General features: G+C 38.3%; 26 protein-coding genes and 1 other annotated feature. Of the genes, 3 read left to right on the top strand and 23 right to left on the bottom strand.

The window, feature by feature from the left end:
• Nucleotides 1-12: 12 nt before the first annotated feature.
• The 15 genes from atpA to RV13_RS03450 all read right to left on the bottom strand — a co-directional run bounded on the left by atpA (nucleotide 13) and on the right by RV13_RS03450 (nucleotide 13,182).
• Nucleotides 13-1,539 carry a F0F1 ATP synthase subunit alpha gene (gene atpA, locus RV13_RS03520; protein WP_010746750.1) on the bottom strand — a complete coding sequence of 509 codons (1,527 nt, stop codon included), beginning with the start codon at nucleotides 1,537-1,539 and terminating at the stop codon, nucleotides 13-15.
• 19 nt (nucleotides 1,540-1,558) lie between these two features.
• Nucleotides 1,559-2,104, bottom strand: coding sequence for an ATP synthase F1 subunit delta (gene atpH / locus RV13_RS03515; RefSeq protein WP_010746751.1), 546 nt, complete (start codon nucleotides 2,102-2,104; stop codon nucleotides 1,559-1,561).
• The gene (gene atpF / locus RV13_RS03510) at nucleotides 2,094-2,615 is read right to left on the bottom strand and encodes a F0F1 ATP synthase subunit B (RefSeq protein ID WP_010746752.1); all 522 of its coding nucleotides are present in this window, start codon (nucleotides 2,613-2,615) and stop codon (nucleotides 2,094-2,096) included. Before atpF ends, atpH begins: the two co-directional genes overlap by 11 nt.
• A 95-nt stretch (nucleotides 2,616-2,710) precedes the next feature.
• Complete coding sequence (gene atpE, locus RV13_RS03505; RefSeq protein ID WP_010746753.1) at nucleotides 2,711-2,926, bottom strand: ATP synthase F0 subunit C; 216 nt, start codon at nucleotides 2,924-2,926, stop codon at nucleotides 2,711-2,713.
• 35 nt (nucleotides 2,927-2,961) lie between these two features.
• On the bottom strand, nucleotides 2,962-3,675 hold the full coding sequence (gene atpB, locus RV13_RS03500; protein WP_010746754.1) for a F0F1 ATP synthase subunit A: 714 nt from the start codon (nucleotides 3,673-3,675) through the stop codon (nucleotides 2,962-2,964).
• Nucleotides 3,676-3,963: 288 nt separating this feature from the next.
• Nucleotides 3,964-4,428: an SsrA-binding protein SmpB gene (gene smpB / locus RV13_RS03495; RefSeq protein ID WP_010746755.1), complete on the bottom strand. Its 465-nt coding sequence runs from the start codon at nucleotides 4,426-4,428 to the stop codon at nucleotides 3,964-3,966.
• Between the two features lies 1 nt (nucleotide 4,429).
• The gene (gene rnr, locus RV13_RS03490; RefSeq protein WP_010746756.1) at nucleotides 4,430-6,802 is read right to left on the bottom strand and encodes a ribonuclease R; all 2,373 of its coding nucleotides are present in this window, start codon (nucleotides 6,800-6,802) and stop codon (nucleotides 4,430-4,432) included.
• A complete protein-coding gene (locus tag RV13_RS03485; protein ID WP_010746757.1) occupies nucleotides 6,783-7,547 on the bottom strand; it encodes an alpha/beta hydrolase in 765 nt (254 codons plus the stop codon). The genes rnr and RV13_RS03485 overlap by 20 nt, the downstream gene beginning before the upstream one ends.
• Before the next feature lie 203 nt (nucleotides 7,548-7,750).
• Entirely contained in the window at nucleotides 7,751-7,987 is a 237-nt protein-coding gene (secG, locus tag RV13_RS03480; protein WP_010746758.1) for a preprotein translocase subunit SecG, read from the bottom strand.
• A 79-nt stretch (nucleotides 7,988-8,066) separates the two neighbouring features.
• Nucleotides 8,067-8,342: a GNAT family N-acetyltransferase gene (locus RV13_RS03475; RefSeq protein WP_010746759.1), complete on the bottom strand. Its 276-nt coding sequence runs from the start codon at nucleotides 8,340-8,342 to the stop codon at nucleotides 8,067-8,069.
• A gap of 24 nt (nucleotides 8,343-8,366) precedes the next feature.
• Complete coding sequence (locus RV13_RS03470; protein WP_010746760.1) at nucleotides 8,367-8,633, bottom strand: (4Fe-4S)-binding protein; 267 nt, start codon at nucleotides 8,631-8,633, stop codon at nucleotides 8,367-8,369.
• Between the two features lie 62 nt (nucleotides 8,634-8,695).
• Nucleotides 8,696-9,034: a hypothetical protein gene (locus RV13_RS03465; RefSeq protein ID WP_010746761.1), complete on the bottom strand. Its 339-nt coding sequence runs from the start codon at nucleotides 9,032-9,034 to the stop codon at nucleotides 8,696-8,698.
• Entirely contained in the window at nucleotides 9,021-9,533 is a 513-nt protein-coding gene (locus RV13_RS03460; protein ID WP_010746762.1) for a gamma carbonic anhydrase family protein, read from the bottom strand. Before RV13_RS03460 ends, RV13_RS03465 begins: the two co-directional genes overlap by 14 nt.
• Nucleotides 9,534-9,694: 161 nt before the next feature.
• Entirely contained in the window at nucleotides 9,695-11,455 is a 1,761-nt protein-coding gene (locus RV13_RS03455; protein WP_010746763.1) for an ABC transporter ATP-binding protein, read from the bottom strand.
• Nucleotides 11,452-13,182, bottom strand: coding sequence for an ABC transporter ATP-binding protein (locus RV13_RS03450; protein ID WP_010746764.1), 1,731 nt, complete (start codon nucleotides 13,180-13,182; stop codon nucleotides 11,452-11,454). Before RV13_RS03450 ends, RV13_RS03455 begins: the two co-directional genes overlap by 4 nt.
• 348 nt (nucleotides 13,183-13,530) lie before the next feature.
• On the opposite strand from RV13_RS03450, the gene RV13_RS03445 reads away from it, so the two are divergent.
• The 3 genes from RV13_RS03445 to RV13_RS03435 all read left to right on the top strand — a co-directional run bounded on the left by RV13_RS03445 (nucleotide 13,531) and on the right by RV13_RS03435 (nucleotide 16,175).
• Nucleotides 13,531-13,743 carry a DNA-directed RNA polymerase subunit epsilon gene (locus RV13_RS03445; RefSeq protein WP_010746765.1) on the top strand — a complete coding sequence of 71 codons (213 nt, stop codon included), beginning with the start codon at nucleotides 13,531-13,533 and terminating at the stop codon, nucleotides 13,741-13,743.
• Between the two features lies 1 nt (nucleotide 13,744).
• On the top strand, nucleotides 13,745-15,421 hold the full coding sequence (gene rnjA / locus RV13_RS03440) for a ribonuclease J1 (RefSeq protein WP_010746766.1): 1,677 nt from the start codon (nucleotides 13,745-13,747) through the stop codon (nucleotides 15,419-15,421).
• Nucleotides 15,422-15,665: 244 nt separating this feature from the next.
• The gene (locus RV13_RS03435; RefSeq protein ID WP_010746767.1) at nucleotides 15,666-16,175 is read left to right on the top strand and encodes a TetR/AcrR family transcriptional regulator; all 510 of its coding nucleotides are present in this window, start codon (nucleotides 15,666-15,668) and stop codon (nucleotides 16,173-16,175) included.
• Nucleotides 16,176-16,266: 91 nt separating this feature from the next.
• On the opposite strand, the gene RV13_RS03430 is transcribed toward RV13_RS03435, so the two are convergent.
• From RV13_RS03430 to RV13_RS03395, 8 genes are all read right to left on the bottom strand, one after another.
• Entirely contained in the window at nucleotides 16,267-16,467 is a 201-nt protein-coding gene (locus tag RV13_RS03430; protein WP_010746768.1) for a cold-shock protein, read from the bottom strand.
• A gap of 151 nt (nucleotides 16,468-16,618) precedes the next feature.
• A complete protein-coding gene (gene radC, locus RV13_RS03425; protein ID WP_010746769.1) occupies nucleotides 16,619-17,308 on the bottom strand; it encodes a RadC family protein in 690 nt (229 codons plus the stop codon).
• 49 nt (nucleotides 17,309-17,357) lie between these two features.
• On the bottom strand, nucleotides 17,358-18,017 hold the full coding sequence (locus RV13_RS03420) for an HAD family hydrolase (protein WP_010746770.1): 660 nt from the start codon (nucleotides 18,015-18,017) through the stop codon (nucleotides 17,358-17,360).
• Nucleotides 18,004-19,332 carry a bifunctional folylpolyglutamate synthase/dihydrofolate synthase gene (locus tag RV13_RS03415; protein ID WP_035015681.1) on the bottom strand — a complete coding sequence of 443 codons (1,329 nt, stop codon included), beginning with the start codon at nucleotides 19,330-19,332 and terminating at the stop codon, nucleotides 18,004-18,006. Before RV13_RS03415 ends, RV13_RS03420 begins: the two co-directional genes overlap by 14 nt.
• A gap of 167 nt (nucleotides 19,333-19,499) precedes the next feature.
• On the bottom strand, nucleotides 19,500-22,139 hold the full coding sequence (locus RV13_RS03410) for a valine--tRNA ligase (RefSeq protein WP_010746772.1): 2,640 nt from the start codon (nucleotides 22,137-22,139) through the stop codon (nucleotides 19,500-19,502).
• Nucleotides 22,140-22,255: 116 nt separating this feature from the next.
• Nucleotides 22,256-22,467: a binding site (T-box leader), on the bottom strand.
• A 33-nt stretch (nucleotides 22,468-22,500) separates the two neighbouring features.
• Complete coding sequence (locus tag RV13_RS03405; RefSeq protein WP_010746773.1) at nucleotides 22,501-23,136, bottom strand: redox-sensing transcriptional repressor Rex; 636 nt, start codon at nucleotides 23,134-23,136, stop codon at nucleotides 22,501-22,503.
• Between the two features lie 193 nt (nucleotides 23,137-23,329).
• Nucleotides 23,330-24,538: a tRNA uracil 4-sulfurtransferase ThiI gene (gene thiI / locus RV13_RS03400; protein WP_010746774.1), complete on the bottom strand. Its 1,209-nt coding sequence runs from the start codon at nucleotides 24,536-24,538 to the stop codon at nucleotides 23,330-23,332.
• Between the two features lie 40 nt (nucleotides 24,539-24,578).
• A complete protein-coding gene (locus RV13_RS03395; RefSeq protein ID WP_060789263.1) occupies nucleotides 24,579-25,721 on the bottom strand; it encodes a cysteine desulfurase family protein in 1,143 nt (380 codons plus the stop codon).
• Nucleotides 25,722-25,916 lie beyond the last annotated feature (195 nt).

Raw genomic sequence — 25,916 nt, 5'->3', positions numbered from 1 at the left:
TTCTCACCTCGATTATGCTTTTTCTTGGTTCGCTGCGGAAGCATCAAAAATATCTTTGAATTCCTGGATCGCTCCATCTAGCTTATTTGCATCTGGCAAATCTTTCGTATCACGAATTGTCGCAAATAAATCTGAATGATTTGTTTCAAGATATTCAAATAATTGTGCTTCAAAATCTAAAATACTATTGACTGGAATACTATCAAGTACGCCATGAGTCAAGGCATAAAGGATCACTACTTGTTTTTCAACAGGAAGTGGATCATGTAATTTTTGTTTTAATACTTCAACTGTTCGGCGTCCACGATTTAATTTCGCTTGAGTAGCAGCATCTAAATCTGAACCGAATTGAGTGAAGGCTTCTAATTCACGATAGCTGGCTAAATCCAAACGAAGAGTCCCAGCAACTTTCTTCATTGCTTTGATTTGAGCAGAACCACCGACCCGTGATACAGATAATCCAGCATCCACGGCTGGTCGAATACCTGCATAGAATAAATCATTTTCTAAGAAGATTTGTCCATCAGTAATTGAAATCACGTTTGTTGGAATATAAGCAGAAATATCTCCAGCCTGTGTTTCAACAAATGGTAAGGCAGTAAGTGATCCTCCGCCTAATTCATCTGAAAGTTTTGCAGCACGTTCTAGCAAACGTGAGTGTAGGTAAAAAACATCCCCTGGATAAGCTTCACGACCTGGCGGACGACGTAATAACAATGAAAGTTCACGATAAGCAACTGCCTGTTTTGATAAATCATCAAATACAACAAGTACATGCTTGCCGTTATACATGAACTCTTCACCCATCGCTGTTCCAGCATAAGGCGCAATAAATAATAGCGGTGCAGGTTGTGACGCACCAGCCGTTACGACAATAGTGTAATCCATAGCACCGAACTTACGAAGTGTCTCCACTTGTGAGCGTACCGTAGATTCTTTTTGACCAATAGCGACGTAGATACAAATCATATCTTGACCTTTTTGGTTAATAATCGTATCAATGGCGATTGAAGTTTTCCCTGTTTTACGGTCTCCAATGACTAGTTCCCGTTGACCACGACCAATTGGAACTAGCGCATCAATGGCTTTTAACCCCGTTTGCATTGGTTCTGAAACTGATTTACGTTGCATAACGCCAGGAGCCATTGCTTCTACAGGACGAGTTTTACTTGTTTCGATTGGGCCCATACCATCAATTGGCTGACCTAATGGATTTACTACCCGCCCAATCATGTTATCACCAACAGGCACTTCCATGATTTTACCGGTACGTTTTACTTTATCTCCTTCACGAATGGACTCAAATTCACCTAGAACGATGATACCGACATCATTGCTTTCTAAGTTTTGTGCCATTCCGTAAGAGCCATTAGAAAACTCTAGAAGCTCTCCACTCATTGCATTTTCTAACCCGTGGGCACGGGCGATTCCATCCCCAACGTAAGTGACTGTTCCGATTTCTTCAACAGACAGCTTATTATCATAATTTTGAATCTGTTCTTTGATTAAAGCACTGATTTCTTCTGCTTTGATGGCCATTCATTTCACCTCTTCTTCTCTACTTTTTACTAAGTGCTGCTCGTAGACCATTTAATTGGCTGGCGAGGCTGCCGTCGATCACTTGATGATCGGCTTCAACAATGACACCGCCGAGAATTGATTCATCAACTATCGGGGTTAACGTGGCCTTCTGGTAGCCAAAAACATCAGCGACTTTCGCTTCAAGTTCGTGTTTCTTTTCTTCAGAGAGCGGCACAGCTGTAGTTACCGTTCCGTGTGCAATTTTGTTTTGTTCATCATAACGACGTTCAAATTCCTCTATCATAAATGGAAGATCATCACTACGATTGTACTCAAAAACAACTAATAAGAAATTCTTGACAATTCCGTCGAAATTACTAGTAAAAGCATTCATGATCGCTTTTTTCTCAGCACCTTCTAAACGAACATCCGTCAATATATTCCCTAAATCTGGGATTTCTTTACAGATTTCCCGAATCGTCAATAACTCTTGATAAACGGCATCGGCGGCTTCATTTTCGATCGCCAATTCAAACAAAGCTTTTCCATATCGTTTACCAACAGTATACTTATCAAGCTTCATGTTTCGTATTACCTAACTTATCCATATAGTCATTAATTAAATCTTGATGGGCATCTTGTGAAAGCTCTTTGCTCAAGATTTTTTCTGCGATTTGTAGAGAAAGTGTTGCCACATCATCTTTAACAGAAGTCAACGCGTTTTCACGTTCATCTTTGATTTCCGCTTGTGCGCGATCTTTTAGACGAGTAACTTCTTCCTTAGTATCTTTGATGATATTTTGGCGGCTTAATTCGCCACTTTCTTTCGCATTTTTGATGATATCTGCCGCATCACTACGGGAACTTGCCAACTGAGCTTCACGTTCTTTTTCCAACTCAGCAGCTTTGATCCGAGATTGTTCGGCAGAATCTAGATCATTGGCGATCTTATCTTCACGTTTTTTTAGAATGTCTTGGACGGCACCCCACGCGAATTTTTTCAATAATGCCATTAGGATTACGAATGCACCCGTAACGGCGATTAAATTACCGAGTGTTGTGTTGACAGCCTCAGCAATAACTAGATTCAGCATACTCGGTCTTCCTTTCTGTTCTTTCTCATTAAAAGAACCGTTAAACGGTTCTTTTGCTCATCTCTGAGATGAGCCGTAACAAAAAACATCAATTATTAACCTTGGAAAACCATCAACATACCTAAAACTACCCCTAGAATTGGCACAGCTTCGATCAAACCAACACCGATAAACATTGTTGAACGAATTTGTCCTGACATTTCTGGTTGACGTGCCATTGATTCAATTGCTTTTGAGATTACTTGTCCATTACCATAACCAGCCCCAATTGCGGCTCCCATGATTGCGATTCCTGCACCGATAAAGTTCATAATAAATTTCCTCCTAAAAGTGTGTTAATTTTTTATTATTCTACCTCGATTTTATGACTGATATAAACCATAGATAGAGTTGTGAAAACAAATGCTTGGATACTTCCGATAAATAATGAGAATGCGATCCAAATCATCTCAAGCGGGATTGCAAATGGCAATGTCCACCATCCTGTACTTGTAACCATGCTTGCGATAAGAGAAAGCAATACCTCACCAGCAAAAATGTTACCGTAAAGACGAAGGCCCAACGTTATTACGTTGGTAAATTCTTCCATCAACTTAATAGGAAATAATCCTGCGGGTGTAAAGAAAGAATTTTTAATGTATCCACCTAAGCCTAATTTTTCTGTGCCTAAGTAATTGGCTAATACCAACACCAGTAAGGCTAATCCCATTGTTACAAACGGGTTTGCAGTGGGACTTTTCCAATAAGTCACGTTGTCACCTGTGACGATTTTTGTGACCAATCCGATTTGGTTCGCTACAAAAATAAATAAGAACAACGTAAATGAGAACAAACTAAAATTTCTGACTTCTTTACGAGGCATGTTGTCGCCAACAATATTCGTTGTAAAATCAATGACCCACTCAATTGCGTTTTGCTTTCCTTTGGGCTTCAATGACAGGTTGCGTGTGAACGCAAAAACAAGGAAGAAGACAATCACACATGTCACAATTATCATTGTCGTCACCGTACCATCGAACCATATGGGACCAATATGGAAAACCCAAGATTTTTCATCCAATTCAGTTCACCTCTCTTCCCAGCGACTCGCGTCAGCTCGTGCCTGCTTAGCGCTGCTCCTCAAAATACTATCGTATGTTACCACCAGAGAAAGAAAATTTCAAAGAATTTTCCTAAAAATTTTCGAATAACTCAAAGATATTTTCTTCGTCGTTATTTTATCTCTGTCTATACGCCTTAAATAGCTGTTTTTGACCGCAATATAGCTAGTATAGATTGTAACCAATCGTATCAAAATCTAATGTGAAGTAAAGTAATTCTCACCAAATATGCGAAAAAGAATATTTTGCTATCGAGAATAATTTTTTAACGTACGACTAATTTGACGATCAACATCTTTACGCTTCAAACTTTCTCTTTTATCATACTGATGTTTCCCTTTAGCAACGCCAATTAGTACTTTTGCGTAGCCATCCTTTAAATAGACTTTTAAGGGAACTAATGTAATTCCAGTATTTTTTACTTCACCCGCCAAACGAGCGATTTGTTTTTTGTGCATCAACAATTTACGTGTTCGAACAGGGTCATGATTAAAAATATTTCCTTGCTCATAAGGGCTGATATGCACATTGTATAAGAAAGCCTCGCCATTTCTAATCCGAGCAAAACCATCCTTTAAGTTGATTCGGCTATTTCGGATTGATTTGATTTCTGTTCCCTGCAAAACAATTCCCGCTTCAATCGTATCGATGATCGTATAATCATGACGAGCTTTTTTATTTTGTGCCACTAGCTTGCCTTCGCCTTTTGGCATACTACCCCTTCTTTCTTCCGGACTTTTTCTTTTTAGCTACTGATTTATAAAAAGGCTTCTTACCCTTTTTCTTTTTCTTATCTTTACCGTTTTTTGTTCGGTCAACATTTTTCCCATAATATTTATCGGACTTCTTGTTGTTTTTTCTTCCACCTGTCGACTGACGTCTTTGACGGCTTCCCCCTTTAGGAACCTCCAACAAAGGAATTTCTTCCGCTTCTAGCAGCTCAAAATCAATTTCTCGTGTCTCAGGATCTGATTTAACTACTTTGATCCGGACTTTTTGACCAATCTTAAAGGTTTGGCGTGTCCTTTCTCCCACTAATGCTAATTGATTTTCAACGAAGTGAAAATAATCTTGTTTCAACTCATTTACATGAATCATTCCTTCTACTGTATTAGGTAATTCTATAAAAATACCAAACTTTGTTACTGAACTGATAATACCGTCAAACTCCTCACCAATTTTATCAGCCATATATTCTGCCTTCTTCATACTATCGACTTCACGTTCTGCTTCCACAGAACGACGTTCCATTTTTGAACTATGGTCCGCAATTTCAGGCAATGCCTCTGCCCATTTCTCTTTCGTCGCATCACTTTGATCTTGGCTGTAGGTCCGAATCAAACGATGAACAATCAAATCAGGGTAACGTCGAATCGGTGAAGTAAAATGCGTATAGTATTCAGCGGCTAATCCATAATGACCGTAATTGTCTTCAGAATAACGAGCTTGCTGCATGCTGCGTAATAGCATTGTATTAATCACTGCTGCTTCTGGTTTCTCTTCTACCTCTTGTATCACTTTCTGCAAATCTTTTGGCGTAATTGTGTTCTTTGTACCTTTTACTAAGATACCTAACGCAGCCGCAAAATCGAAGAATCGCTGCATCTTTTCTTCTTTAGGCTGCTCGTGAATTCGATAAATGAATGGTAGTTTTTGACGATTAAAATGTTCTGCCACGGTTTCGTTTGCCGCTAACATGAAGGATTCAATTAATCGTTCACCAACACCTCGTTCACGCAATTCAATATCCTTTGGATGACCTTCAGAATCTACTAAAATTTTTGCTTCTCGGTCCTCAAAGTTAATTGCTCCACGATGGTTTCGATGTGCTTCCAAAATTTGATGAAGTTCTTTCATCAAACGAAACATTGGTACTAAATCATGATATCTCTCAATTGATTCGGAATCCTCTTCCTCCAAAATAGCATTGACTGCCGAATAAGTCATTCGTTCGCTTGTTTGAATGACACTTTGAAAAATTTCATGACTTAAGATTTTTCCAGTAGAATCAATCTCCATTTCACAGCTCATTGTTAAGCGAGGTACTTGTGGATTTAAAGAACAAATTCCATTAGATAATCGTTGAGGGATCATTGGAATGACACGATCAGTCAAATAGACACTCGTTCCACGTTCAAAGGCTTCCTTATCCAAAATACTATTTTCAGTTACGTAATATGAAACGTCGGCGATATGAACACCTAAAAAATAATTTCCATTATCTAATTTTCGTACAGTCACTGCATCATCTAGATCCTTAGCATCTGCACCATCAATCGTAACAATTTGTTGGTCACGTAAATCACGGCGACCAACTAAATCTGAATCCATGATTTTATCAGGTATTTGTTCAGATGCAGTCTGTACTTCCTCTGGAAATTGAGTAGGAATACCTTGCGCAATAACAATTGATAGTATATCCATCCCAGGATCATTTTTGTGTCCAATAACCTTAGTAATCAAGCCTTCTAAACTAGTAGCGTACCCTTTTTCTGGATAATGGGTAATTTCAACGATAACGATACTTCCATCTACAGGTTGAATTCCTTCTGCTGCAATAAAAACTTTAAATTGTGCACTTTTTTTATCTTTTGGTGTTACGTATCCATACAAATCTGATTCTGCAATTTCGTCTACATCAAAAGCAGTAAACTCCCCAACAATTTGTTGAATCTTTCTTTCTTTAATAGAAACAACTTGTCCTTCTGCTCCGCGATCGGAAAAAAGGTCCGCTGTCTTTTGAATATCAATCATGACGATGTCACCATCCATCGCGAAGTTCGTCGCGTCTTTCGGAATGAAAACATCTGGTTCTTCAGGATCAATTGTTACAAATCCAAATCCTCTTTCATTACGGCGAAAAATACCTTCTACCTCAATTGGTTGAAAAGGTAGCTTGATCCGACCCTTTTTATTAAATTCTACTGTTTTTTCTCGCTCCATTTGTGCAATCGTTTTGACCAACAATTTAAAGTCATCACTTTTACGCATATCTAGAACTTCTGCCAACTCTTCCATAGAAAGGCTTTTTTTATTAGCTGCTTTCAATCCAGCTAGTATCTCTCTTTTAATTGTTTGTCTCTCCATTATCTTCACTCCAGCCAAGACCTGCCAAAAAATCAGCCACATCTTGTTCAAATTGTCTTCTCTCAGGCCCTACAGTGATCACATGACCACTATTTGGATACCATTTCAAGGTAAATGTGGTCTGCTTTAGCCGTTCTGCGGTTCGAAAAACACCATCAGCCTCAATCATTTCATCCTGTCCAGATTGAGCCATAAAAAAAGGATGAGTAATGTTTGCTAGATGACTATTCGCATTGCGAGCCTGTTCTTCAATTGTCTCTAATTGTTTTTCCACTAAGGGACGGTAATTTTCAATTACATCTTTTCTAGGCTCTACACCGTTTCTTTTTAAAACTTGTTGAGCATAGATTAAAAAGTTTTCTGTTACGTTTGTTTTTACTGGTGAGATAGGCGAACAGAAAAAACCGCCACCGATAAACTTTTCTGGCATCGTGCCCAACAACCGAGTCGCAAAAATCCCACCCATTGAAAGACCAAATACAGCAATTTCCTGATATCCCTTAGATCTTAAAAACTCCACACTCTGTTGGCTATCTTGCCACCAACGACTAGATGCTACTTGCAGAATATCAAGTGGATCTGATGTTCCGTGACCGGTATATAGTGGAGCATAGATTGTATAATTCAATTTCTCTAAATAGCGTGTCAACATCCGCACATCATTGGGACTGCCAGAATAAGCATGTAAAAGTAGAACCGCTCGTTTTCCTTGAGGCAGAAACAGCGACTCGGGTACTTGAATCATTTTCTTCACTCCTTGTTTATCACTCAATTGAACTTATCATATCAAAATCCTTCGTATGCAGTGATAACTTCTCAGTCATTATCACTATATATAATTTTCATTGGAATACATTCAATGAAGCGCTCATCTTTGTTCTATCTTAAAGTGTACTTGATTTATTGCAAATACAAAATAAAAAAGACCTCTCAATCGAGAGGCCGGTTTTATTTGCTTGATAAAAACATTAATACGAAGAGCAATATCATCCAGATCGCACCTAAAACGGCGGTCGATCGTTGCATCACAGCTTCGAAGCCGCGAGCTTTTTGCTTTCCGAATAATTGATCCGCGCCACCAGTAAAAGCACTTGCAGCACTATTTTGTTTGCTAGGTTGCATCATAATCGTTATAACAATGATCACTGACAAAACCAAGATAACGCCCAAAATAAAATTATACAAAAGATGACCCTCCTTATTCCAAACTACCTCATTTTTACTTTAGCACAATTGAAGTCGTTTGACTAGAGAAGTCCTAAACTTATTTTCTTAAAACATCTGCATATTCTGATTTTTCCTCAAATTCTTTTTTAGCAAACGGGCACAGCGGAATAATCTTTTTCCCTTCATTTCGAGCCTTCTCTACACCTGCAGCAACTAGTTTTTCTGCTAATCCCTGACCACGATATGTTGGATCTACAAATGTATGATCAATAATCATAATTTCTGACCCAGCATTTGACCAAGTCATTTCGCCAGCTTCTTCATTCGCATCATTCAATAAAACAAAGCGTTCTTTTTCTTCTTTAATTTCCATCATAATTCTCCTTACCTAATTTACTTACTTTTTAACGACATATTTTAAGGCTCCGCTTGGACAGGTATCCACAACATAGCTGGCATTTTCAACACTGCCATTATCAGGAATAATCCATGGTCTACGCCCTACCTCAAAAATGTCTGGATTGCCTCGTACACAATTTCCTATATGTGCGCAAATATCTTTATTATAATAAATGTCAATGCCTTCACCATGATATTTACGGTACCCTTGAGCTAATAATTCTTCTTCATTTACTGGCTCTTTATCAAATTTACTTCCATCCATTTTTATCACTTCCTTTAAGTAAGATTATAATAGGAATCAAGAAAAAATTACACTAAAGCGTCTTACTGATCCAGGAGCTCAATAAGTGTTTGCAGTGCATGATGTGCCTCACCTTGATCTGGAAAAGCTATTACAAAATTTTTTTCCCCCATTGTTGTCACGATCAATTCAAAGACTCCTGCCTGTTGTCTGATCGAAAATGGTTTCAAACTATCCATTGTGTAGTAAACATTCCGTGGGGCCTTTGTTAATTCATCCTCTTCTAGTACGTGAAGACCACGATTAGAAAAGATTAGAAAATGCTCTTCTTGATCCTCATAAATGGCTAATTGATTCAATCCATCGTCAGGAAACAAAGCTCTTAGTTGCGCTTGCAACAACAAAAAACTAGTCTCCTTCATGAGTGGCTTCCTTTGTTTGAACCGGATGAATTTCATTCTTTAAATACATTTGACCTAATTCATAATAATGTTCAGCATTGGCTCGGGTCTTTTTGATTTCTTCAGAAGTCAATTGACGAATGACACGTGCTGGCGATCCAAAAGCTAGAGAATTTTTAGGAATAATAGTTCCTTCCGTTACTAACGACCCCGCTCCGATCAGACTATTTTCTCCAATTTCCGCATGATTCAAAACAGTCGCGCCCATCCCGACTAACGCCCCCGAGCGTATTATACAGCCGTGAATAATGCAAGCATGCCCAATCGTTACGTAATCTTCAATAACCGTTGGCGCATCATGATCAACATGAACAATAGTACCATCTTGCACATTACTCATTTTACCGATTGATATTTTGTTGCTATCTCCGCGTAAAACACTTTGAAACCATATCGTTGAACCCTCGTCTAATATCACATCGCCATAAACATCTGCGCTCTGAGCAATAAAATTTGACATTCGATTTCCTCCACTCGATTGAACTTTTTTCTAAGCTTTGATAACCTTCTTTTCTAGATAAGTATAGCATTTATTCATTATCACTTCCTTAACTGCTATGTCTTAATCGAAAGAAACATTTCTAAAAAAGGACAGCACTGTAGATTGCTGTCCTTAAAAAATTATTCTGCTTCTTCCATAAACTGACTATTGTAAAGTTGCTCATAAAAACCGCCTTGAGCCAATAATTCGTTGTGTGTGCCGTGTTCAATAATTTGTCCATCACGCATCACTAAGATATGATCAGCGTCGCGAATAGTGGACAATCTATGAGCAATGACAAAGCTCGTACGGCCTTCCATTACCCGATCCATCGCCTTTTGAATCAACCCTTCCAAACGCGTATCTACTGAACTAGTTGCTTCATCTAAAATTAAAATTTTAGGATCAGAAATAATCGCTCGCGCAATCGTCAATAGTTGCTTTTGACCGAGAGAAACATTATTCCCTTCAGAATTAATTTCCATTTCATAACCACCTGGCATTGTTCGAATAAAGTGATCGACGTTAGCCGTTTTCGCGGCATCAACAACTTCATAATCTGTCGCCTCTAAGCGGCCAAAGCGGATGTTGTCCCCAATCGTCCCTTCATACAACCATGCGTCCTGCAAAACCATGCCGAACAACGAGCGAACATCCGATCGATTCATCTCTTGGGTATTCACACCATCAATCAAAATCTTTCCACTATTGATATCATAAAAGCGCATCAATAAATTAATTAATGTCGTTTTTCCAGCACCAGTTGGCCCCACAATTGCTACCGTTTCACCTGCTTTCACTTCAAAGCTTAGATCCTCAATTAACGGTTTCTTTGGATCATAGCTAAATCGAACGTGATCGAAAACAACATTCCCTTGTACTGGTTCTGGTAATGGCAGATCATGATCATTTAGTTCTTCCTCTGGTTCATCTAAAATCTCAAAAACACGTTTAGCTGAAGCTGAAGCACTTTGAATCATAGAAGATAATTGAGTAATTTCTCCCATTGGCTGACTGACTTGCCAAATGTACTGAATGAATGCTTGAAGTTGTCCGACCAAAATCACCCCATGAATAACGTTCCAGCTACCTAAAATCGCCATTGCAATATAAGTAGCATAAGCTGTCAATTGAACCAAAGGCTGCATTAAACTGGAAACAAACGCTGCCCGAAACCCAAACCGCCGCAGCTTATGGTTTACTTCGCTGAAGCCTGCTAGAGTTTCTTGTTCACGTCCATAAAGCTTCAAGACACTAAAACCCGTCATGTTTTCCTGTACAAAACCATTTAGCTCGCCTAAAGAATTTTGCATTCCTTGGAAATCTTTTTGTGACACTTGAACGATTTTTCTCGAAATAATAAGTGACAAAGGAATCATAATCATGGATATAACGGCCATCATAGGATTGATATAAAACATCATTGCAACAGCCAATAAGATTCCTAAAACTGCATTGATTGATTTAATAATCGCTTGTTGCATCGCATTACTTACAGCATCTACATCATTCGTCACACGCGATAAAATATTTCCTTGTTGGTTGCGATCAAAATAAGAAACTGGTAGACGATTAATTTTTGCTTCGATATCTTCACGGAGATCGCGCATAGCCGATTGAACAACATTCGCCATTAACCATCCTGTTCCTAATTGAGTCCCACAATAGGCGATACCCACAATAACAATTACGACAAGCCATTTAAAGACGTAATCAAAATTAATTGATTCTCCTTGTGCAATATTTTTACTTACCTCTGTAGTTGGTAAACCAGTCAAATAGGGCATCCATGTTCCTAAAAGTAACGTCCCTATAGCCAACACTAAAACTAAAATAAACGTTTTTTTATATGGATTAATATAATGCATCAAACGTTTTAAAGAAGAAGTATATTTTCTCATGCCAATTCCTCCTTCGATAACTGTGAGGCAGCAATATCGTAATAAATTGGACAGTTTTCCAACAACTCCCGATGTGTGCCAATTCCGACAACATCTCCCTCGTTTAATACGACAATTTTATCCGCATGCATAATTGTTCCTACACGTTGTGCGACAATTAGCACCGCTGATTCTGTTGTTTCCTTTTTTAAACGTGCTCGAAGTTTCGCATCCGTTTGATAATCCAATGCGGAAAAACTGTCGTCAAAAATATAAATTTCTGGACGGCGAATTACTGCACGGGCAATCGCTAATCGTTGCTTCTGTCCACCTGAGAAATTACTGCCGCCTTCTGCTAACTCTTCCTGATAGCCGTTTGGTTTTTGTGCGATAAAATCTGCGGCTTGAGCAATCTCTGCGGCCTCTTCCATTTCCTCTTGCGTTGCGTCCTTTTTCCCGTAACGCAAGTTGTCTGCAATCGTTCCTGTAAATAATTGTGCTTTTTGTGGAATGTAGCCAATTTTTTCTCTCAAGTCTTTCAAACTATAATTCCGGACATCTTGACCATCGACCAATACTTGTCCTTCTGTCACATCATAAAAACGCGGAATCAATTGGATCAGTGTCGACTTTCCAGATCCAGTACTACCAATAAATGCAACTGTTTCCCCCGGTTTTGCTGTAAAACTAACATTACGAATCACAGGACTTTCTGAGTGACCTGGGTAAGCAAATGTCACGTCTCTAAACTCTAATGAACTTTTTTCCAATGGTTGTACCATTTTTTCTGGATTATCCTTAATCAACGGATCCATATCAAAAATTTCTTGTATCCGTTGTGCAGAAACATTGGCTCGAGGATACATCATGAAAACAGTCGCAAAAAGCATAAATGAAAATAACGCATGAAAAATATATTCAATAAACGCAATTAGCGTCCCAACAGCTAAAGAACCTTGGCTAATTTGTACGGTTCCATTCCAAATGATCAACACCATGACAATATTAAATAGAAAGAAAAATCCTGGTTGAGCTACCGCCATCAAATGAAATAAACTTTTTGAACTATTTGTATACGCATCATTGACTAAGCGAAACCGCATTTCCTCGAATTTTTCGTTAACAAAAGCACGAATTACCCGTAGACCCGAAAGATTTTCCCGAAGAATGCCATTAATATTATCTAAGTTCTTTTGTTGCTTCGTTGATAATGGCTCTGAATATTTTGCAATCAAAATAACCGCTAATAATAGAATAGGCAATGATAACAATACATAAACGCCTAAGCCAGGACTCGTACGCATAATCAAGTACAAACTCATCCCGAACATCATAGGAGTCATAAACCCTGTAGTCAAAATATTTTGCATAAACAACATGATTTGATAGGCATCGTTGGTTGCCCTTGTAATCAATGATGGGACACCAATTTGTTCATATTCTGAATGGGAAAAAGTTTGGACCTTCTCAAAAAGATCATCACGAATGGCTGCTACCATTCTCGAGGTAATCTGAGAACTAAAGTAGCGTAATGAGATACTCATGATGATGCCGACAACTGTAATCGCAATCATTATGAGCCCCATCTTTTGTACATAAGTAAAATCGTTATTTCCAATCCCCTTGTCAATCATCATCGCTAGAATCGTCGGTAACCCTAACTCAATTAAGATAAATCCGAAAACACTGATGAAATCAAATAATAATAGCTTTTTGTAGCGTAAGGTATACCGCAACATCAACTTCATTTTTTCTCGCCTCTTTCTATACCGTAATGACTCCAATATAGCATAAATAAAAGACCTCTGTCTGCTCAGTAATTTGTTTTTTTATATTTGCTTTTTAAACTTTCTGAAATTTTCTAAGGAATACTCATTTCACTTCCTAGTTTCTATACTTCTTATTTATTCTGTGATAAACTACAAGTAATTGTTGTAAGAACGGTGAAATTGTTTTTTCAAGCAGGAAGCAAAGACGAGGCTTCTTCTCAACGCTTTAGTCCATACTAAAATGTTGAGCATAAAAAAATAGGTGGCAGCCGCCCCTCATTTTGTCGTGGAAAAAATTGCTATTAAGCAAATAAAGGAGATAGATTCATGATTTACAAAGTTTATTATCAAGAAACCAAAGAGCGCAACCCAAAACGTGAACAAACACAATCATTGTACGTGGAAGCTGAGAATGAAGAAATGGTTCACAACTTATTACGTGAAAACACCCCATATAACGTGGAATACATCCAACTTTTAGAAGGCAATCATTTAGAATACGAAAAAGAAAATGCCGACTTCAAGTTAATGGAGTTCTAGCATGAAACTTTCGCTAAAAAACAATGAAACTGGTGTCTTTGCCATTGGTGGATTGGGCGAAATCGGAAAAAATATGTATGGGGTCCAATTCCAAGATGAAATCATCATTATCGATGCTGGAATAAAATTTCCTGAAGATGATTTATTAGGAATTGATTATGTCATTCCCGATTTTAGTTACGTTGTCCAAAATATCAATAAAGTAAAAGCGCTTGTTATCACTCATGGTCACGAAGATCATATCGGCGGTGTGCCTTACCTGCTAAAACAAGCAAATATTCCAATTTATGCAGGTGCCTTAGCGCTGGCATTGATTAAAAACAAGCTAGACGAACACGGGTTATTACGAGATGCAGAATTACACGAAATCGATGAGGATTCAGTAATTCGTTTCCGAAAAACATCGGTAAGTTTTTTCCGCACTACCCATAGTATCCCTGATCCGTTAGGTGTAGTAGTTAAAACACCTTCTGGAAACATTGTAGAAACAGGTGACTTCAAATTTGACTTCACTCCCGTTGGTCAACCAGCCAACTTGCATCGAATGGCCAAACTTGGTGAAGAGGGCGTGTTGTGTTTGCTTTCTGATAGTACCAACGCAGAAGTTCCTACTTTCACTAAATCGGAACAAACAATTGGTCAATCAATCTTACGGATTATGGAAAAAATTGAAGGACGAATTATCTTCGCTACCTTCGCTTCAAATATTTCTCGTCTACAGCAAGCTGCTTCAGCTGCTGTTGCTACTGGACGCAAAATTGCAGTGTTTGGACGCAGTATGGAGAATGCCATTGTCAATGGACAAAAATTAGGCTATATTTCTGTGCCTGATGGTACTTTTGTAGATGCTCATGAAATCAATCATCTACCAGCTAACGAATTGATGATTTTATGTACTGGTTCTCAAGGTGAACCGATGGCCGCCCTTTCACGTATCGCAAATGGTACGCATCGGCAAATACAGATCCAACCAGATGATACTGTAATTTTCTCAAGTTCACCAATACCTGGAAACACAACGAGCGTCAACCATCTAATCAATTTGCTTTCTGAAGCTGGTGCTGAAGTTATTCACGGAAAAGTAAATAATATCCATACTTCTGGACATGGTAGTCAACAAGAACAGAAATTAATGTTGCGTTTAATGAAACCAAAATACTTTGTTCCCATTCATGGTGAATTTCGTATGTTGAAAATCCACACAGGATTGGCTCAAGACACTGGTGTTCCAGAAGAAAATTGCTTTATTATGGAAAATGGCGACATGCTTGCCTTAACAGCGGATAGCGCTCGTCGTGCCGGACACTTTAATGCTAGCGATGTTTATGTTGACGGAAGTGGCATTGGTGATATCGGTAATGTCGTTCTACGTGACCGTCGGATCCTCTCTGAAGAAGGGTTAGTATTAGCTGTTGCCACAGTAGATATTGAGAAAAAAGAAATTTTGGCTGGTCCAGACATTTTATCTCGTGGATTTGTTTACATGAGAGAATCAGGAGAAATGATTAATGAAGGCCAACGAATTTTATTCCATGCCTTACGTGAAGTCTTAAATGAACCTGGATGTACAGAAACAAAATTGAAAAATACAATGGTCGCTGCGTTGCAACCTTTTCTGTTTGATCAAACAGAACGTCATCCAATGATTCTACCGATGATTATGACTCCTGATAATTAACAAAAACATCTATCTGATAATCAGATAGATGTTTTTTTATTTTCATAGAGATTTTTGAGTATTTGCTCTCATTTCTTGATTTCTCATTTTTTGTGCAAAAAAATAGATTATTTTCCTGAAATTACAAAAAAATCAATTGACAAACAACTAGATTATTTGCACAATGAAAGTTAGTTAGAAAGAGCTAATAACTATCAGCAGTTATTTTAAAATTTCTTGAATTTAAGATAAAGGAAGAGAAACTATGGTTAGAACACAACGCGTGCAACGGAGTCATATCATTGATGGAGCGTATCAATTGATTATCAATGAAGGCTTCAAAAAGTTCCATGCTCGGAATATCGCAAAACATATTGCTTGCTCGACACAACCTATCTATCGTGAGTTTACCAATTTGGCTGAGTTGAAATCCGTTTTGACGAATCGTATTATTGTAAAATATCAAGATTTTATAGAAGATCAAGAACCAAAAACGCTAAAAGCTTTGTCGACAGCCATCATGAACTATGCTACAGATTATCCAGATGAGTTCCATCGTTTTTTTCTACAAGATTCTGACACAATTCAAATGGTTAAACAAGTAACAAAAGAGACTTTTTCCTCCCTTCAACCCAATAGGAGCGATTCTCTCTTTTTTGAATTTTTTTGGCAGTATTGTATCGGAAAAGCAGCATTAGCAACCAATGATGCGAATCATACTGAAGATTTAGAAGAAGATCAATTTTTTCAATACTCCTTAGAGAATTCGCATTAAGTAGGTCCCTTTAATTATCAAATATGCTCGATAACTCAGACAAAAAAGAGTATAAAAAAGCCTTAGAGAATCGTCTCTAAGGCTTATAATTTTATTGTTTAACTACGTTTGCTGCTTGAGGTCCGCGATCGCTTTCTTCAACATCGAAAGTTACTGCTTGTCCTTCTTCTAATGTTTTGAAACCGTCGCCTTGGATAGCTGAGAAATGTACGAATACATCGCTGCCATCTTCACGAGTGATGAAGCCAAAACCTTTTTCTGCGTTAAACCATTTTACTGTTCCGTTTTCCATGAATAAAATCCTCCTCGTGCCTAAGCACTTATTGATTGTAACATTGCTGGCCTACGAAAAGGGAAACATCTGTATACCAACTCGCAACTCAAACAAAATTACAATAATAGTTTACCACTGGTTTTAGCTTAGGCGCAAGGGTTTTCAATCGCTACTTTAAGTAATTTTCTTCACGTAAACTGAAATATTTGGTTTCTCCAACAATAATATGGTCAAGTAGCTCAATTCCCATCATTGCACCACACTCTCTAACACGTTCCGTAAAATCCAAATCATTCTGCGAAGGTGTTGGATTTCCAGATGGGTGGTTGTGTCCCAAAGCGACTCGTGCCGCACTGATTCGAACGGCCTCTCGAAAGATCTCTCTTGGATGAGCGATGCTTTGATTTAAGGAACCGATAAAAATCGTTTTCTGTAAAATAATCTCATTTTTGGTATTCAAGAAAAAAGCTACTAAATGTTCCTGTTGACAGTCCTTCAGCTCAGAGATCAGAAGTTGTCCCAGAGATAGACTAGATTGGACTCGCCCCATTTTAGGTTGTAAAGCTCGATTAATACGGTAGCCAAACTCCATCACTGCTTTTAATTCAACTGCACGTGTTTCACCAATCCCTTTAAATTGTTGGAGTTCTTGCAGTGACGCATGTTTTAAATCATAAAGTGCTGGATATTCACGTAAAATACTTCCTGCCAGCTCCATTACATTTTGCTGACGCGATCCATTACGCAAGATAATCGCCAATAATTCTTGATCAGATAAATGCTTTTCACCCTCTCGCAACAAACGCTCACGTGGCCAAGAACTTTCTGGAAGTTCTTGTAACAATAAACTCTTTTCCATAAAAAACTCCTTTGAGTACTTTTCACTAAAGTACGCAAAGGAGCATTAATTAATCCTCTAAAAAATCAATCACATCATGCAGCGTTGGAAAAACTGCTGCCGTTTTCTCTTTCAGTTTATCCGTTGGCGGTACTATATCAGGTACCATAACAACTGGGATGCCTGCTCCTTCTGCTGCTAAGATACCATTTTTTGAATCCTCTAAGACTAATCCGTCTGCACCATCAATTCCTAATCGATCAGCTGCGATCACAAAAATCTCTGGATCTGGTTTTGCCCATTTCACATCCTCTGCCGAAATGATATCAGAAAATTTCTCTCGAATACCTGCATGTTCTAATAGAATTTCAATCACTGGGCGTACATTACTTGAAGCTACTACTCGTGGAATTCCTTTTTTTTCCAAATAGGTCAGTAATTCATGGACACCCGGTTTCAGATCAACCTCGCCTGTTTTGAAACGGTCATGTGCCATTCCCCAACTCTCATCGATAAACTTTTGTACAGTCGCTTCTCCATGATCCGCATACATTTTGTGCAACTCCGCCCATACTTCTTCATCAGAAATGCCAATGAAGCGTGCATAGGTCTCTTTAGTGAAAGGAATGCCATATTTTTCAGCGACCACTAAATTTGCCTCACAATAAATCGATTCTGTATCAAACAACAAACCATCCATATCGAAAATAATTCCCTTAACTTTTTTCATTCGTACCTCCTAAATTTAGTAATAATTGACGTACTTCGGAAACAAAGTACAGTGAGCCCGTAATTAATAATAAATCATCCGATCCCATATCTTCCAGTAATTCTCCTAACCCGAATTGCCATAAAGAAACTACTTCAAAACGGCTATCTGCTTTATCAAATCGGCTAAGATCTAATGCGTTTGGATATTCAAACGTTGTTAAATAAATTTGAACATTTGGAATCTCTGATAGCAATGCTAGCATTTGATCGATGTCTTTCGTCTCTAATGCTGAAAAAAGAATTTTTATATTGTAGTCACGAAATTCTCTTTTTACGTTTTCAACTAGACGTTTGATGGCATGTCCATTATGGGCACCATCCATAACAATTAGTGGCTCATCACTGATTTTTTCCATTCTCGCAGGCCATTGTGCTTTTGATAATCCTCGTTGAATAATTTTTTCTTCAAACGGTAATCCTTGTTGTTCGCAATAGAGATGGAACAGTTCAATTGCAACGCCTGCATTTTCAACTTGATGTCGTCCTAATAATGGCACCTTGAGAGAAGAAAGTTTTCCTGCATGATCTGTAAAATTAAATAGTTCTCCCCAAATGGTATCCGGACGTAAATAATCCACCTGATACTCTTCTCCAAAACGATAAACTTTTGCAGTTTCAGCTGCAGCTTTTTCCACAATCTCGATCAACGGACCTTTTGTAATTTTCCCAGTTACTATTGGTACATTTTTTTTAATGATTCCTGCCTTCTGTTGCGCAATTTCATTTAATGTATCGCCTAGAATTTCCATATGATCGTAACCGATCGTAGTAATTGCTGTTAAAATCGGCTCTACTACGTTAGTCGAATCAAGTAACCCACCTAAGCCAACTTCGACAATGGCAACATCGATCTTCTCGTCTGCAAAATAATCCAACATAATGGCTGTTAAAATCTCAAATTCTGTAATACCACTAATCGAGGGTTCCTTATCAAGCTCCGCAACGATTGATTGATATTTTTGGACATAATGGATCAAAGCTGAGTCAAGAATTGGTTTTGCGTCAATAGCAATTCGTTCATTAAATTCTTCAATGTAAGGTGAAGTAAAGCTTCCTACTGTTACACCTGCTTCAATCAGGATACTGCGTAAATAAGCCACTGTTGATCCTTTTCCGTTTGTTCCCGCTACATGAATCACTGGTACTTTTTTCTCAGGATTGTCTACTCTATTTAATAAGGCTTGGATACGATCTAAACCTGGGCGTGACCCAAATTTTTTTCGACTATGAATCCAAGCAATCGCTTCTTCTATCGTCAAAGTTATTCGCCTCATTTTATATCATTTTTTTCATGCTTTCAGTATAGCAAAGTTTTTCAAAGAAAGATTGTTTTTGCATAGATGAATTCACTTAAAAGAATTTTTTACCTTTACTTTTACTAGCAAATAGAAAAATGGAGACGGTCATCTTCTGACCATCTCCATTAATCCGAGATACTATTTTACGAAATTGTTCGTAAGCTTTCGATACGCTCTTGCACTGCTGCTTGCTTTTCCAAATAGTCTTTTTCCTTCGCACGTTCCTCTGCTACAACATTTTCAGGGGCATTGGAAACAAATCGTTCGTTTGCTAATTTCCCTTGAACGCGTTTTACCTCGCCAGTCCATTTTGCTAATTCTTTTTCTAATCGTTTGATTTCTTCGTCGATATTTATCAAACCAGCTAGAGGAAGATAAATCTCTGCACCTGTTAGCACGGCTGACATTGCTAAGTCTGGAGCAATAATATCGCTCGCGATAACTAATTCTTCTGGGTTACAGAAGCGTTCGATATAGCTGGTATTTTCAATCAAGAATTTATCTACTTTCGGATCGTTTGTTTTAATTAATAAAGTAATCGGTTTTGAAAGAGGAGTATTCACTTCAGCACGAATATTTCGAACAGAACGAATCAACTCTTTTAAAACTTCCATACCTTTTGCGGCAGTTTCATCGTTGTTCTCTGGATGAACAACTGGATACTCTGCAACGACTAGTGATTCACCTACATGTGGAATCTTCGCCCATATCTCTTCTGTCACAAACGGCATAATTGGATGTAACAATCGTAGGGTTTGATCTAACACGTAAACTAAGATGCTCTTCGTCGTTTGTTTTGCATCTTCATTTTCTCCATAAAGTATTTCTTTACTCATTTCGATATACCAGTCACAAAAATCATCCCACATAAAATTATAGAGCTGACGTCCCGCTTCACCAAATTCAAATTGATCAAATAAGCTCGTTACTTTTTCAATCGTTTCATTCAGACGCGTTAGAATCCAACGATCTGCAACTGTTTTTTCTCCAGTTAAATCAACATTTTCTGCAGTGAAGCCTTCAACATTCATAATTACAAAACGAGAAGCATTCCAAATTTTATTGATGAAATTCCAAGCAGCATCCATTTTTTCATAACTGAACCGAACATCTTGTCCTGGTGCTGACCCCGTTGAAAGGAACCAACGTAAAGCATCTGCTCCATACTTTTCAATGACATCCATTGGGTCAATTCCATTCCCCAATGATTTACTCATCTTGCGCCCTTGCTCATCTCGGATCAATCCATGAATGAGAACATTTTTAAATGGACGCTCATCTGTAAACTCTAAGCTTTGGAAAATCATCCGACTAACCCAGAAGAAAATAATATCATAGCCAGTAACTAATGTGCTTGTTGGAAAATAACGTTTATAATCTTCACTATCTTCATTTGGCCAGCCCATCGTAGAAAACGGCCATAATGCTGAACTAAACCAAGTATCTAATACATCTGGATCTTGTTCCCAATTTTCACTATCCGCAGGTGCTTCCATTCCAACATACATTTCACCCGTTTCTTTGTGATACCATGCTGGAATACGATGTCCCCACCATAATTGACGAGAAATAACCCAGTCATGAACATTTTCCATCCAAGTCATAAACGTATTATTAAAACGTGGTGGGAAGAATTCGACTGCATTGTCTGTACTTTGATTTTTGACTGCTTGATCCGCTAATGGCCCCATCTTGACAAACCATTGAGTAGACAAACGAGGTTCTACTACAACGCCGGTTCTTTCCGAATGCCCTACGCTGTGAACCATCTTTTCAACTTTGATCAAACGGCCAATTTCTTTAAGATCAGCAACGATGGCTTTTCGAGCTTCGAATCGGTCCATTCCAGCATATTTCCCAGCAAGTTCATTCATGCTACCATCTGCATTCATTACATTCACCCTTGGCAAATCATGACGATTTCCAACTTCAAAGTCATTAGGGTCATGAGCCGGTGTGATTTTAACAGCTCCTGTCCCAAACTCGCGATCTACATAGCTGTCTGCAATGATTGGAATTTCTTTATCAACTAATGGCAGGATCGCCATTTTTCCAATTAAATCTTGATAGCGTTCGTCCTCAGGATGAACGGCAATAGCCGTATCTCCCAACATAGTTTCGGGACGTGTCGTTGCAATTTCTAATACGCCACTGCCATCAGCTAACGGATAAGAAACATGATAGAAAGCACCTTCTAAATCTTTATGGATTACTTCAATATCGGATAACGCCGTTTTAGCCTGCGGATCCCAGTTGATAATATATTCGCCACGATAGATTAATTCTTTCTCGTATAAAGAGACGAAGACTTTGCGAACTGCTTCCGACAAACCATCATCAAGTGTAAATCGCTCACGACTATAATCTAGTGATAAGCCTAACTTCGCCCATTGTTCGCGAATATGTCCAGCATACTCCTCTTTCCATTCCCACACTTGATCAACGAATTTTTCACGTCCGAGATCATAGCGAGAAATTCCTTGTTCTCTTAATTTCTCTTCAACTTTTGCTTGGGTAGCTATACCTGCGTGATCCATTCCCGGTAACCACAAAGTATCAAACCCTTGCATACGTTTTTGGCGAATAATCATGTCTTGCAAAGTTGTATCCCAAGCGTGGCCTAAATGCAACTTTCCCGTTACATTTGGTGGTGGGATTACAATAGAGTAAGGTTTTGCTTGCTTATCTTCCGATGGTTTAAATAAATCTTGATCCAACCATTTTTGATACCGACCAGCTTCAACTTCTTGCGGATTGAATTTTGTTGGTAAATTTTCAGTCATATATGATCCTCCTAAATTAATGATTCAAAAAATGTTATCGTTAACTTATATACAGTACATACTAAAATTATTATTTACTGCTTTATTAACGAAAAACGTCCTAGAACACGATTGTGTTCTAGGACGTAAATTACGCGGTACCACCTAAATTGCAGAAAAAATCTGCCGCTCATTCATGTCATAACGGTCATGTGCCGTGCGTTCTTACTCGTTTCGGATCGCAAAACTCCCAAGCTACCTTCCATGAATCAAAGTGAAAATGTTTCAGCCTAGCATCTTCTCTCTAAATCTTTGATATTCATGTACTCCTCTTGTTCATCGTCTGACTCATTCTACAATGAAGTCTGAAACTTGTAAAGCCCTACTGACCATCAAAATAGATCAATGTCTGCAATTCAGAAGTCAAGTCAATATAATGAACATGGACATTATCAGGGACCTTCAGCGGATCTGGTGCAAAATTCAAAATAGCCGTGATGCCATTAGCAACTACCCGATCAATTGCTCCTTGTGCATTTTGACTTGGTACAGTCGAAATAGCCACTGTAATTTTTTCCTCCGCTAAGACATCGTTCATCTCATCAATTGAATACACTCGATATCCACAGATTTCTTTTCCAACTTTTTCTGGATCATTGTCAAAAGCACAAACAATATTTAGGTTTTCATTTCGACGAAAATTATTATTTAAGAGAGCCTGCCCTAAATTTCCACAGCCAATCAACGCAATCCGCTTTTCTTCCTTCGTTTCAAGCATGTCGCTAAAAACTTTGATTAAATCGCTGACATCGTAGCCGTAGCCGCTTCTACCTAGTTCACCAAAATGTGAAAAATCTCGACGAATCGTCGCAGAACCAACCTGAGTCATTTTACTTAGCTCAGAAGATTTTATGCGAGTAACGCCGTTTTTTTCTAATCCTTTTAAACAACGTAAATACAAAGACAGTCTTTTGGTTGTTGCTTTCGATAGTTGTGGTTTTTGAATGATGCGCTCCATGGTCGTTCTCCTTGTTTGTCAAAAATAGATTATCTTACAAATATCTTCGAATTCGCTTCTTTGCGAAACTCTATTATCTATACTCAATACGTTTGTTAAATACTTCACATAAACAATTTTAACATGTAGAAAAACCAATAACAATCTTTTGACAAAAAAAGAGCAAGAAAGTGTCTTTTCTTGCTCAAGAATATTATAAAAAGTCCGCAAATTCTTCGACTTTTTCTGATTGACTAGGAGTAATTTCTTCGATCTTTAAACCTGCTAAACAGCGAGACATTAATCCTTCAATGTCAAAACGTTCTTCTAGTTCTAAAACTTTATCCAATTTAGGGCGTGTTTTTGGTTGTGGCGGCGCAAAAATCGTACAGCAGTCTTCAAAAGGTTGAATTGCTAATTCAAAGGTATCAATTTTTTCGGCTAGTTCTATAATTTCAGTCTTATCCATCGTTACAACAGGTCGAATAATAGGGGTTGCTGTGACTTCATTAATAGCCACCATACTGTGTAATGTTTGTGAAGCAACTTGTCCCAACGATTCACCATTCACAATAACTAACCCATGACGCATTTCACGAATCGCATCGGTCAAACGCAGCATCATTCGTCTCGTTAGCGTCATCCAATATCCTTGCGGGCTATGCCTTTTGATTTCCTCTTGAATTTCAGTGAACGGTACTTCGATAAATTGGATTGCCCCTACATAAGGTGTCAGCTTCTCTGTTAAATCTTTTGCCTTTTGCAAAGCTTGTTCGCTTGTATACGGTGGACTTGCGAAGTGTACAGCTTCAATCTCAACACCACGCTTCATTGCCAAGTAGCCAGCCACTGGAGAATCAATTCCACCAGAAAGCATTAACATCCCTCGGCCGCTAGTACCTACTGGTAGTCCACCTGCTCCTTTAATCGTTTCATACGAAAGGTAAGCTCCATCACGTCGGATTTCTACCCTCAAATTGATATCTGGGCGCTTCATCTGAGCTTTTATTTCTGGAAAAACATCCATTACCGCATTTCCCAAAAATTGCTGTAAGCCGTGACTGTCTAACTCGAAGTTATGGTCGCTGCGTTTTGCTGTAATTTTAAACGTTTCTTTTCCAGTGTAAATTTCTTTCATAATTTTCTGTGTCATTTGCTTTAAATCGTCTAAATTTTTTTCAACCCGGATACTAGGTGAAAATGTTTGAATTCCAAAGACCTTTTCCAACTTTGGCAAAACTAGTCGGCTGTCTTCGCCATTTAACAAAATATGCATGCGATCACGATCAGCGTGGATTTTTAGCTCTGGAAACTCTACTAATGCTCCACGTACATTTTGTGCTAATCGCATAATAAAACTACGCCGATTCTTTCCTTTTGTCGAAAGTTCCCCATAGCGAACCATAATTTCTGTATATTGCACGATCATTCTCCTTATTACTTACTCTTTAAGTATCATTTTTTTAGTTAATCTTTGAAAATCTGTTGTATAAATGATTGAACACTATCATAAATTGTTCTGCTTCTGCCATGGTATTAGCTTCATCTAAACTCACACGTACAGCTGTTGTGGCAATCTCATGTGGAACATTCATTGCATGCAAAGTAGAGCTATCAACTTTTTTTCGGCTGGAACAAGCACTAGTCGTTGAGACAAAAATTTGTTTTTCTTCTAGAGCATGTACCAAAACCTCACCACGAATGCCTTTTATTCCGAACGTCAAGATGTGAGGAGCAAAATTATCGTCACCCGAAAAAATTGCTACCTTATCAAAGCCGGACAAGGCCTCTTTTAAATATTGACGAATAACTGCGGTATGATTAGGTTTCTCTTCCTTTTTCTCAAGGTGCATTCGTAAAGCACGACTCATTGCTACGATTGCTGGAAGATTTTCTGTAGTGGCACGTTGTCCACTTTCCTGACCACCGCCATTTAATAGTGGTGCTAATTTTTTCCCAGTTTTCCAGTAAATAAACCCAACGCCTCGCGGTCCATGAAATTTATGCGCAGAGAAAGTTGCAAAATCAACTCTAGATGTTAGCCATTTAGCTTGATCAACTTTTCCAATAGCTTGAACCGCATCCACATGAAAGTGAATCTTCGGGTAACTCTCTAATACCTTGCTAATTTCCTCAATGGGTTGAATTGCTCCTATCTCATTATTTACACCCATAACTGAAACTAAAATTATTTCTGGGCGAATCAATTCTTTAAGTTTGTCTACTATTACAAAGCCCTTCTCGTCAACAGGGGCGATACTTACTTCATACCCAAGTTCACTTAACTGTGCCGCAGTTCGACTAATCGCTGGGTGTTCTACACTAGAAATAATAATATGATTTCCATAATCACGTTTCGCGATTGCTGTCCCTTTTAATACCCAATTGTCCCCTTCAGTACCACCACTCGTAAAAAATATTTCATTGGTTTGAACTGTTAATAGCTCTGCAATTTGTTTACGTGCTTGCTGTAACAGACGACTAGCCTGTGTACCCAAGTCATGAAGACTCGAGGGATTTCCCATAATGCGTTGACTCGTCTTTACATATGTATCAAGTGCTAACGGATAAATTGCTGTTGTTGCACTATTATCAAAATAAATCATTGTCTAACCTTCCTTCAAAAATTCTTTCCTATTATAGCGAGAATGATACAAGTCTTCAAGTATTCCTTACAAATACAAAGAGTTTCATAATCTCTTAGAACTTCCTCAAGCTTATATAAGTCGTTGGATCAAAAAAAGCTGAGCATTCGCTCAGCTTATACTAAATCGGCTCTATAATTTCTAGGACTGATAGAA

The sequence above is a fragment of the Enterococcus raffinosus genome (genome assembly GCF_001886185.1).
Lineage (GTDB): Bacteria > Bacillota > Bacilli > Lactobacillales > Enterococcaceae > Enterococcus_A > Enterococcus_A raffinosus.
This window is presented reverse-complemented; position numbering and strand designations above follow the sequence as displayed.